At 60.9% G+C, this 10882-nt stretch carries 9 protein-coding genes and 1 pseudogene; 7 read left to right on the top strand and 3 right to left on the bottom strand.

Annotated features, from left to right (window positions below):
- Positions 1 to 244 precede the first annotated feature (244 nt).
- Genes AC0IPL_RS21920 through AC0IPL_RS21910 form a run of 3 tightly spaced genes read right to left on the bottom strand, consistent with a single transcriptional unit; the run spans position 245 to position 3062 of the window.
- Entirely contained in the window at positions 245 to 553 is a 309-nt protein-coding gene (locus AC0IPL_RS21920) for an antibiotic biosynthesis monooxygenase (protein WP_474277419.1), read from the bottom strand.
- A gap of 38 nt (positions 554 to 591) precedes the next feature.
- Positions 592 to 2121: an autoinducer-2 kinase gene (gene lsrK, locus AC0IPL_RS21915; RefSeq protein WP_474277416.1), complete on the bottom strand. Its 1530-nt coding sequence runs from the start codon at positions 2119 to 2121 to the stop codon at positions 592 to 594.
- 2 nt (positions 2122 to 2123) lie between these two features.
- Positions 2124 to 3062 carry a sugar-binding transcriptional regulator gene (locus AC0IPL_RS21910; protein ID WP_474277413.1) on the bottom strand — a complete coding sequence of 313 codons (939 nt, stop codon included), beginning with the start codon at positions 3060 to 3062 and terminating at the stop codon, positions 2124 to 2126.
- 235 nt (positions 3063 to 3297) lie between these two features.
- Between AC0IPL_RS21910 and lsrA the strand changes: the two genes are divergently transcribed.
- The 7 genes and pseudogenes from lsrA to AC0IPL_RS21875 all read left to right on the top strand — a co-directional run.
- Positions 3298 to 4773, top strand: coding sequence for an autoinducer 2 ABC transporter ATP-binding protein LsrA (gene lsrA / locus AC0IPL_RS21905; protein ID WP_474277410.1), 1476 nt, complete (start codon positions 3298 to 3300; stop codon positions 4771 to 4773).
- Complete coding sequence (locus tag AC0IPL_RS21900) at positions 4766 to 5776, top strand: ABC transporter permease subunit (RefSeq protein WP_474277407.1); 1011 nt, start codon at positions 4766 to 4768, stop codon at positions 5774 to 5776. Before lsrA ends, AC0IPL_RS21900 begins: the two co-directional genes overlap by 8 nt.
- Positions 5773 to 6756 (top strand): ABC transporter permease subunit, encoded by a 984-nt coding sequence (locus tag AC0IPL_RS21895; protein ID WP_474277404.1) that lies wholly within the window; start codon positions 5773 to 5775, stop codon positions 6754 to 6756. The genes AC0IPL_RS21900 and AC0IPL_RS21895 overlap by 4 nt, the downstream gene beginning before the upstream one ends.
- A gap of 35 nt (positions 6757 to 6791) precedes the next feature.
- Positions 6792 to 7808: an autoinducer 2 ABC transporter substrate-binding protein LsrB gene (lsrB, locus tag AC0IPL_RS21890; protein WP_474277401.1), complete on the top strand. Its 1017-nt coding sequence runs from the start codon at positions 6792 to 6794 to the stop codon at positions 7806 to 7808.
- 68 nt (positions 7809 to 7876) lie between these two features.
- Positions 7877 to 9118, top strand: coding sequence for a class II aldolase/adducin family protein (locus tag AC0IPL_RS21885; RefSeq protein WP_474277398.1), 1242 nt, complete (start codon positions 7877 to 7879; stop codon positions 9116 to 9118).
- A gap of 398 nt (positions 9119 to 9516) precedes the next feature.
- Entirely contained in the window at positions 9517 to 10488 is a 972-nt protein-coding gene (locus AC0IPL_RS21880; protein WP_474277395.1) for an alpha/beta hydrolase family protein, read from the top strand.
- A 254-nt stretch (positions 10489 to 10742) separates the two neighbouring features.
- Positions 10743 to 10882, top strand: a pseudogene (locus AC0IPL_RS21875) (IS110 family RNA-guided transposase); the annotation flags it as partial.

The following is a 10882-nucleotide window of genomic DNA, read 5'->3' as shown; positions in this document are numbered from 1 at the left end:
GTTTGTCCGATGGTATGTTTGTGGGGTTTGTCTTAATGCTCTGATATTGTTCAATTATTCAGGTGTAGGTCATGCGTATGACATATACGTAGCAACTGTCCAGCTGGCGTAAACTTGGATGGGTGGGAGGCTGGAAGAGGCGGCCGAAAGCCTACTTCCAGACTTGCTGTCCTGAAGAGCATTGATGGAATCAGGCCCTTAAGGGAGACCGTTGTCCCGCTTGCCGAACCGACTTAACAGCATTTTAGAGCATTTCATTTCGCTGAACCAGAATCGGGGTGAAATAGGTCTTGGTCCGCCCGCCGATGGTGATCGGATCAATCATCTCTACGCAGGTTTGATAATGTGCCGTTGTGCGGTGCTTATCCAGCGCGGCTTCGCTTTCAAAGATTTCATAGACGAAGAAATTGTTGGGATCTTCGGGGTCATGCAGCAAATCGAAGCGGATGTTGCCGGGCTCTTCGCGGGTGCCGTTGCAGTTGATGGTGAACGCCTCGAGGAAGGTGTCGCGGGTGCCGTCCTGCACCTTGATGTTGACGAGTTGAATAAGCATTTGAATCCTTTCGTGAATTTAATGCACGCGGCCTGGCGTCAGGTGCCGGGCGCCTGCCACATTGAGGTTGTTACATCTGACGTGACGAGTTCGCGCTGCACTGCGTAGGCCTTGGCCCAGCGGGTGCTGGCGTCGGCATAAAGCGCGTGAAGGTCCGGGTTCGGCGTGAACTCGGCCTCAATCTGGGCCCAGGAATTGCCTGCGTCGCGGAGTGACGAAAACAGCCCTGCGCCCGTTGCAGCAGCTGCGGCGCAGCCCTGGGCGGTGGCCTCCTTGACGCGCGGGGTTGCCACGGTCAGCCCGGTCACATCCGCGAGGATCTGCGACCAATGGGCTGATTTTGACGCGCCTCCGGCAAAGATGATCCGCTCGGGGCGTTGGCCGGTCAGGTCGAACACTGCCTGTAGGTTGCGGTGTGCAACGATGGCGGCGTTTTCCTGCAAGGCGCGAAAGATGGCCTCGGGGCCGGAGCGGTCCGGGTCGATCGACAGATTCAGCAGGGATGGCGCGGCATGGAACCATTCGCCGTACCGCATCACATCCGAGAAGATGGGGATAATGCCATAAGCGCCTGCTGGCACCGATTTGGAGGCGGCTTCCAGTTCAGTATAGCTCTTGCCCTGTCCAAAGGCATCGCGGAACCAGCGCATCACCGCGCCGGTGAAGAAGCTGATCGCCTCGGCCTGGTTGAGGTCCGGCACCACATGCGGATTGATGCGCAGCTTCATGGTGGGGTCTGTCAGGCTGAGCGGGACATTGACCACCTGTTGCCAGAAGGTGCCGCCCAGAACGGCACAGTCGCCTTCGTTGACGACGCCCAGTCCCAGCGCGCCGGTCTGGCAATCGCCGCCGCCGGCAACCACCAGCGTGCCCGGTGCAAGACCGGTTTCCTTGGCTGCGGTGCCGTGAATTTCGCCGACGACCTCGCCGGTGCTGACAGTGCGGGGCATAAGGCTAGCGGGCAGATCCATGCGATCAAACACATCGGACAGCGGGGTGCGGTCCCGCAGGCCAATCAGGCCGGTGGTGCCGGCGTTTGACGGCTCTGATGTGAGCGCACCGGACAGGCGATACAGCACCCAGTCCGACAGCATGGTCAGAGACTGCGCGCGTTCCAGCACGTCGGGCATGTGTTTGCGCAGCCAAATCAGCCGCGGCAATGCGCCAAGCGCGTAGGTCTGCCCGGAGCGTGCATAGATGTCCTGCTCGAGATCCGGGTGATCTGCTTTCAGCGCGCGCACCTCGTCGCTGGCGCGGGCGTCGACATTTGCGCAGGCCCAGATTTCCGTGCCGGTCTTGTCGTGCAGCACAAAGGCTTCGCGCATGGCGGTGGCACTGACGGCCTTGATGTCCCTGGGGTCGATGCCGGATTTGGCAATCACGTCGCGGCAGCAGCGGGCAAGTGCGGCCCAGTTGTCTGCGGTGTCGAAATCCATCGAACCCGGATAGCGCGGGTCTGTGGCGTGCCACCATTCTTGTCCCGATGCGCAGATCTCTGCGCCGGTGTCGTCAAACAGGACGGCGCGGCCGCTGCCGGTGCCTGCGTCAAATGCCAGATAATATGTCATGCTCAGACCTCTGCTGCGTCGAGGAGGGCGAGGGCGGTGGGTTCATCGGTGACCAGAATGCTCACGATCTTGCCGCGCAGGGCGGACAGGATCGGGCCCACCTTGGTGGCGCCGCCGGCGGCGCCGATGACCTGGCTGGAGTCGCGCAGCTGGTCGAGGTCCACGCCGATCACCCGCTCATGCAGGGGCAGGTCGAGGCCGGCGCCGCTGCGGTCATAGAAGCGGCACAGGATATCGCCGCGCGCGCCGCCGCGACGCAGCGGGTCGATTTCACCCGGCGGGATATAGCCATGGCTGACCACGGTTGCGGTCTCGCTGATGCCGCCAATGCCGACCAGCTTGTAATCCGCCTCGAGCGCCTTTGCCATCAGCGTGGCCACGGTGGGTTCCTGCATCAATGCCTGTGCCAGCTCGGGCGAGGAGACAACCAGCGGGGCGGGAATGATGTTCACGTTGCGGTGCCAGTTGGCCTCGCGCATGCCTTCGACATAGGTCTGCACGCCGCCGGTCAGTGAATACAGGCCGACCCCACGTTCCTGAGCGGTGTAGCCGAGCATGCGAATGGAGTGGGTGACGGTGTCGCCCCAGCCGACTGACAGGCTGTCGCCGGGGGAGAGTTTTTGCATCAGATACTGCGCCGCAGCCTGGCCGATGCGCATGTTGGTGTCGTCGATCGGGCTTTCGGGAATGACGCGGCAATCACTCAGCCCGAATTGCTGCTTCATGCGGGTTTCCAGCTCCAGGCACCCACGCTGCCGCGAATTGATCCGCAGTTGGATCAGCCCAGAGGTGCGGCCGGCATCCAGCAGGCGGGACACCTTGATGCGGGACAGGTTGAGGATCTCGCCGACTTCGCTCTGGGTGAGGCCATCATTGTAATACAGCCAGGCCACCCGTGCCAGCAGCGCCTCGTCAGCGTCGTTTGTTGTCTGGTCGGTCATAGGGGCCTTCCTCCGCGGCTCGCAAGATCAATTTATTAATGACAGATCATTTGTTCAAGTCAATCCGCTTCTTATCGGACGTGATACTGCGCTATTTTCGATTCAAGATGGTTGACAGGATCCGATTCTGCTGAACAAATGATGTAGTCGCCAACAGATGATCAGTTTAGCGAATCCAGCGACGGGTTCCGGATCAGCGCTTGAGCGGCAGAGCCGATAACGTTGAGGAGGCGTTATGGAACCTGTGCTTGCAGAGCTCGACTCTGTGTCGAAAAGCTACGCTGGCATCCCGGTGCTGAAGCAGGTGAATTTCTCGGTTCGCGCTGGGGAAATTCACGCGCTGTTGGGCGGCAACGGGGCGGGCAAGTCCACGTTGATGAAGATTCTTGCGGGTCTGGTGCAGGCCAGCGCGGGCGAGGTGCGGATTGCCGGTGCCCAGCTGGAGCCCGCGACCCCGGCGCAGGCGCTGGCGATGGGGCTCTATCTGGTGCCGCAGGAGGCGCATATTTTCCCGAACCAATCGGTGCTTGAAAACATTTGCATCGGCCTGCCCAAACCCTCTGCGGCCTATCGTGCGCGGGTTGAGGAGCTGATCGCGCAAATCGGCGTGGCCATGTCGCCGGATACCAAGGCTGCAACGCTGGAGATTGCCGACCGTCAGATCGTGGAGATCCTGCGCGGCCTGATCCGTGAGGCCAAGGTGCTGATCCTGGATGAGCCGACCTCAGCCCTGACCCCGCATGAGGTGCAGACCCTGTTTGCGCGCATGCAGGCGCTGCGGGCGGCGGGGCATGGGCTGGTGTTCATTTCGCACAAACTGCATGAGCTGCGCGCGGTCTGTGACCGGATCACCGTCCTGCGCGACGGCAATGTGGTGCTGAGCGCCGACATGGGGCAGTGCACGGATGCCGATATCCTGACGGCGATGAGCCCCGGTGTAACGGAGCTGGAAGCGCGCGGCGGCGGCAGGCAGATCTCGCGCGAGGTGGTCTTGTCGCTTGATGGGCTCAGCGGTGAAGGCTTTGTCGATATTTCGTTCGAGGTGCGCCGGGGTGAAGTTCTGGGACTGACCGGTGTGGTCGGGGCAGGGCGCACCGAACTGGCCGAGACCCTGGTTGGGTTGCGCCCGCGCCAAGGCGGGCGTGTCACGCTGGAAGGGTCTGAATTCGAGGCCAATTCCCCCAGTGACGCGGTGCGGCAGGGGGTCGTGCAGCTGAGCGAGGACCGGCAGCAATACGGGTTGTTTCTTGCGGCGCCGCTGTTTTGGAATGCCTCGTCCTTTGTTCATGACCGGCTGCCGTTCTTCCTGCGCCCCGATGTCGAGCGCAAACGCTTTGCGCAGTACCGCGACATGCTGGGGATCAAATGCGCCAGCCCGGATCAGTCGGCAGGCAGCCTGTCGGGGGGCAACCAGCAAAAGGTGCTGTTGGCCAAATGCCTGGCAGCCGAGCCGAAACTGTTGATCCTGGACGAGCCAACCCGCGGCGTCGATGTGGGCGCGCGCAACGATATCTACCGCATCATTGAGGATCTGGCGGCACGGGGCACCTCGGTTCTGCTGATCTCGTCGGATTTTGACGAGGTGGTGCGCCTGTCGGATCGGATCACGGTGATGGCTGGTGGTCATGTGGCGGGCGAGCTGCCCGCTGGGACAACCCCGGATGAAATCTCGCAACTGGCCTTTGAGGCCCAGGAGGCCGCGCATGTTTGAGCGGATCGCCCGCGACCGTGTCGCGACCCTGTTTCTTGTTACCGTGGCGGTGCTGCTGCTGGTCGGCTTGGCCGCGCCGGGGTTCCTGTCGGCGGGAACAGCCACCATTATCTGGTCCAATGGGCTGGTGCTGATGCTGGTCGCATTGGGGATCTTCCCGGTGATCCTGACGCGCAATATCGACGTTTCGGGGGGCTCGATCCTCGGGCTGTCTGCGGTGGTGCTGGGGCTGGCGCTCAACGATGGGTTTGCTCTGCCGCTGGCGCTTGGCTTTGCGCTTGGGGTCGGCATCTTTGCAGGGCTTGTGAATGGTCTGCTGGTGGCGGGGCTTGGTGTGCCGTCCATCGTGGCAACGCTGGGCACATTGGGCCTGTTTCGCGGGGTGATGCTGATCACCACCGGCGGCGAGTGGATTGAGGAGCTGCCCGAGGCGCTCAAGTCGCTTGGTGCGAAATCCTTTGCCGGGCTTTCCATCATGGGTATCATCACGGCCTTGGTGATCGTTGCGGTCTGGTGGTTCCTGCGCAGCAGGCGCGGGCGCTGGGTGATGGTCACCGGTGACAACCGTGAGGCGGCGCATCACCTGGGCCTGCCGGTGCGGCGGATTGAACTGCTGGCCTTTACCTGGGCGGGAGCGATGTATGCGCTGGCCGGCATCACCTTTGCGGCGCAGATCGGCTTTGTCCCCAATCAGGCCGGCAACGGGATTGAGCTGCGCGCGATTGCGGCGCTGGTGCTGGGCGGGATCAGCCTGCTGGGCGGCGTTGGGTCGGTTGGCGGCGTGGTCATCGGCGTGATCTTTTTCACCTCGATCGACACCTCGCTCGTGTTCCTGAAAATCCCGGCCTATTGGAATGACCTGATTGGCGGCGCCATGCTGTTGGGCGTGCTGCTGATCGACGGGCGGTTGCGGATTGCACTGGAAGCCCGCGACCGCGCGGCGCGCTATCGCCGGGGCAGCAAGACAGAACAGACCCCCCAACCGCTGGAGGACGCAGCATGAGACGCTATGTGATGCGGTGGGAGGTGCTCCTGCTGGCCATTCTGGTGGCCGAACTTCTGATCTTTGGCATGATCAACCCGCGCTTCCTGCGCCCCAGCTCGCTGTTGTTCGGAACCTCTGACTTTGTGCAGGTCGGGATTGTTGCGGTGCCGCTGACGCTGGTGATCATTGCCGGCGGTATCGATGTGAGCTTTGCCTCTACCGTGGGTCTGGCGGCGATTGCCTTTGGCATTGCTAACTTCTTTGGCCTGGCATTGCCGCTGTCGCTGGTGGTGGGATTTGCCACCGGGGCGCTAGCGGGGGTCTTGAATGCCACCATCATCCGCCTGACCCGCTTGCAGCCGCTCGTGGTGACGCTGGGGTCGCTCTACATGTTTTCGGGCGCGGCGACGGTCCTGTCCGGCGTGGTGGGCGCCAATGGCTATGAGGGGATCGGCGGCTTTCCCGCAGGGTTTACTGCGCTTGGCTATGCGCAGGTGTTTGGCCTGCCGATGCCGCTGTTTGTCTTCCTGTGCTTTGCGGCGGTGCTGCTGGTGTTGCTGCATCTGACCCGCTTTGGCCGCCTGGTGTTCCAGATCGGTCTGAACGAACAGGCCGCGCGCCATTCCGGCATGCCGGTGTTCCGGGTGCAGCTCATGACCTATGTGCTGACCGGCCTGGCTGCCGCGCTCGCCGGGATCATGCTGTCGGCCTATTTTGGCTCGGCGCGGGTGGATCTGGGCAGCGCGACGCTGCTGCCTGCAATCACCGCTGCGGTTTTGGGCGGGGCGTCCATCTATGGTGGCAAGGGATCTGTGCTGGGCACGGTCATTGCCACATTCATCATCGGATATCTGCAACAGGGCCTGCAAATGAGCGGTGTCCCCAGCCAGATTTCCAGCGCGCTGTCCGGGGCGCTGCTGGTTCTCGTTGTTGCGCTGCGCCATGGGGCGGTGCTGCTGCGAGAGTTTTTGCCGGAACGCTCGGCGCAGGCCAACTGATCCGGGCGCAGGTTCCAATGGAGGAGGAAACCACTATGAAGACCACTGCAAAACTGCTCAGCACAATCGCGGCTGGCCTGATGATGACCACGACGGCAACCGCTGCGGATATCGCCTTTGTTCCGAAGCTCGTCGGTGTCGGCTTCTTCACCTCGGGCGGCAATGGCGCCACCGAGATGGGTGACAAGCTGGGGGTCAATGTGACCTATGACGGCCCGACCGAGCCAAGCGTCTCCGGCCAGGTTCAGTTCGTGAACAACTTCGTCAACCAGGGCTACGGCGCGGTGATCCTGTCGTCGGTCTCGCCCGACGGGCTGTGTCCGGCACTGAAGCAGGCGATGGCGCGCGATGTTCTGGTGATGACCTGGGATTCCGACGTGAACCCGGAATGCCGCTCTTATTATGTCAACCAGGGCACGCCCGCGCAGTTGGGCGGTCTGCTGGTCGATATGGCCAATGACGGTCTGCAAGGTAAGGAAAAGGCCAAGGTTGCCTTTTTCTACTCGTCGCCGACGGTGACCGACCAGAACGCCTGGGCCGAAGCCGCTAAGGCCAAGATCGCGGCCGAGCATCCCGGCTGGGAGGTGGTGACCACCCAATATGGTTACAACGACGCGCAGAAATCCCTGCAAACCGCCGAGAGCATCCTGTCCGCCTATCCGGATCTGGACGCCATCATTGCGCCTGATGCCAATGCGCTGCCTGCCTCCGCACAGGCGGCTGAGAACCTGGAGCGCGCTGGCGATGTGACCATCGTGGGCTTTTCCACGCCCAACGTGATGCGCCCCTATGTGAAGCGCGGGACGGTCGAGCGGTTTGGCCTCTGGGACGTGACCCAGCAGGGCGCGATCTCGGTTGCGGTTGCGGCGCATGTACTGGAGAACGGCCCGCTGAATGTTGGTGACAAGATCGACGTGGCTGGTATCGGCCCGGTCGAAGTCTCGCCGAACGCGGTGCAGGGCTATGAATATGAGGCTGAAGGCAATGGCATCGTCCTACTGCCCGAACGCACCGTGTTCACCGCAGAAAACATCGACGACTTCGATTTCTGATCGAAGCCATTCACACAATCAGCAGGGACGCCTCAGGCGTCCCTGCGCAGACGTTCAGGGAAACCGATATGCAGTCCAGATGGAATGACACCGAGGCACAACAGTTCATCGATGCCGCCGAGGCGCAGGGCCAGCCCGCGGCGCTTGGCTTGCGGGTTTACAGCTCGCGCCTGATTGGCCAGGAACCTGATCTGGTGCTGCACGGCGGCGGCAATACCTCTGTTAAAATTCCCGATGCTGAAGGGGGCGCGATCATCCATGTGAAAGGCTCTGGCTGGGATCTGGGAGACATCGAGGCCCCCGGCCTGCCGGCGATGTGGCTTGAGCCGCTTTTGCAGACCCGTGATATCGCGCATATGTCAGATGAAGACATGGTGGCCTATCTGCGCCGCAATTTGTTGGACCCGGGCGCCCCTAACCCGTCGATCGAGGCCTTGCTGCATGCCTATATGCCGCATGCCTTCGTGGATCACACCCATGCCACTGCGGTCCTTGCCCTTGCCGACCAGCAGGACATGGAAACGGTGGTAGCAGAATTATACAGCGGACGTGTGGGCTTTGTGCCCTATGTGATGCCGGGTTATGCATTGAGCCATGCCTGCAAAGAAGCGCTGGCGCGCGACCCATCGGTGGAGGGATTGTGGCTGGAGCAGCATGGCCTTTTCACCTTTGCCGAGACTGCGCAGGCCAGCTATGAGCTGATGATTTCTTTTGTCACTATGGCCGAAGAGTATCTGGCGGCGCGCGGTATTCAGGTTCCCGGCCCCGAGGTGACGGACCGTGATGCGCCAATGGCACTGGTGGACCCCCTGCGCGGCGCGCTGGCGGCGCGGGGCGCATTGGGGCCCGAGCCTGCGATGGATTTTCGCACTGGCCCATCAATCCGCAGCTATCTGGAACGGGGAAACCTGGCCGAGTTGTCGCGCCGCGGCACCGCGACGCCGGACCATGTTATTCGCATCAAACCCTTTGCCATGATCCTTGAAGAAGGCGCGGATCGCGCGCAGTCAGACGCGGCATTGGATGCCTATGCCGAAGAATATGCCGCCTACTTTAATCGCAACGCCCCCTATGCATCTGAGCCAAAGGTCATTCTGGATTCGCTGCCGCGCGTTGTGTTGGTACCGGGGTTGGGGATCTTCGGTCTGGGTGCCAACGACAAAGCGGCACGGATTGCGGGCGACTTGTTTGAGCAGACCGCGCGGATCGTGAACGCAGCGGAAGATTTCAAGCGCTTTACCCCGATTTCCGAGGCGGACCTGTTTGACATGGAGTATTGGTCGCTGGAGCAGGCAAAGCTCCAAAAGTGACTTGGAACAATGCAATTTGGGCTCTGACTGGGCATTCACCGCGACAGGCGTGAATCACAGTAGGCAGTCCAATCGCGACACGCGAACCAGGCACAGCGAATGCCCTACTGCAGCCGCAAAACAATTTCCGAGAGCGGACCTGCGAACCGCTCAGATGGCCTGGGACATGTTGCGCTTGGCACGGATCTCAGCGGAGCGCAGAGAGCTACGTTTGCAAAGTTGCGGGATTTGGTGCCAGGGCGGAGGTTCTATGCTGCATGAACAATGGGAGCAGCAGGCCTTCTCTGCACGTGCATCCATCCACCATCATCGAGCGCAAGGGGGGGCGACGAAACAGACATGGTCATAAAAGCATGATATAAGGCCTCTATTTCTAAGTCTGTGTATATGGAAAACGTATGAATTTTGGCATTTCTCTAGCTCTGTTCCTGGCCGCGACGCCTTGCCTTGCAGAAACAGCGGCAGGAATCGCCCATTCTAGTGATACCTCGGTAGTCGAACGCCCCCTTTCGCTGTCGATCTGGTATCCTTCGGAAGAGCAAGCCTCAATCACTGTCGGCGCTAATCCTATCTTTGAAGGGACGCCAGCTGCTCCGGATACGCCCTTTCCAAAAGGGACTTTGCCTTTGGTGGTGCTTTCACACGGCGGCTTAAGATCAGCGGCTGACTCCGGTGCTTGGCTCAGTGCATCCATTGCCCGTGCAGGCTACGTCGTTGTCGAGGTGAACGCGCCGCGTCCGAATACTTCGTCTCTTGCGCTGAATGAGATATGGCAAAGACCAGAGGACATACGTCGCACCTTAGACTTCATGCTGACTGATGAAACTTGGGGGCCGCGAATTGATGGAAGCAAAGTTTCCGTAGCTGGGTTTGCACTTGGCGCAACCGCTGCTCTTATTTCTGCCGGCGCGGAAATGGATACGGCACGCTACTTGCGGTCCTGCGCAGCAGATAATCCAATGGAAGGGCCTGATTGCGAGTGGTTCGCCGCCATAGGCGTAGACCCGTCAGACACCAATCCAGAGGGCTTGGAGGGGCTGACCCGAGATCCTCGTGTCACTTCGGTGATTGCCGTACACCCCGAGTATCTGCCCGCTCTGAGCATTGCAGCTGGTGACGTGAATATTCTGCGGATTGTGCTTGGAGATCCGGATGATTCAGTGGACAACAGCCACATATCCCAAGCCGTGGTCATACCCGGAGCATCTGCTTTCGACGCTTTCGCCGTTTGCACAGTCGCCGGACCAGACATTCTGAGCGAGGAAGACGGAGATCCATCGCTCTGCGGCACCTCGAAGATAGCGCGCCAGTCTATCCATCAGGATATTTCTGAAGCGATCGTATCCTTCCTCAAGGGGGTGTCCGAATAGACCTACCTTAACCTTAGGGTACGGGCTCACCGCCGCCTTGCGGCAGCGCAGCACCGCGAGATCATCACAAGCCTGCTCGAAACCAACCGTGATCGGCTTGAACCAGCCCAATTGCGACATTCATGCCAGGCGCAGCGAAGACACTGCGGTGCGTGCGAGAGGGTTCCCGAAAGCATGCGTAATTGGGCGGACCCTGAACTGAGGTCGAGCTCCCGATAGGATCACAATAGATCTGTGAACATGGGAGATTTCGAATGGAGTATTTCGCGGGCTTGGACGTTTCGCTGCGGTCCTGCGCGGTCTGTGTTGTCGATGGCAAAGGCACGGTTCTGCACGAACAAGAACTGCCTTGTGAGATTGAGGAGATCTCCGGCTATCTGACTGCGCTTCGTTT

Source organism: Leisingera sp. SA32, assembly GCF_056033425.1.
The sequence above is the reverse complement of the archived record's forward strand: the minus strand, read 5'-3'. Positions and strand labels throughout refer to the sequence as shown.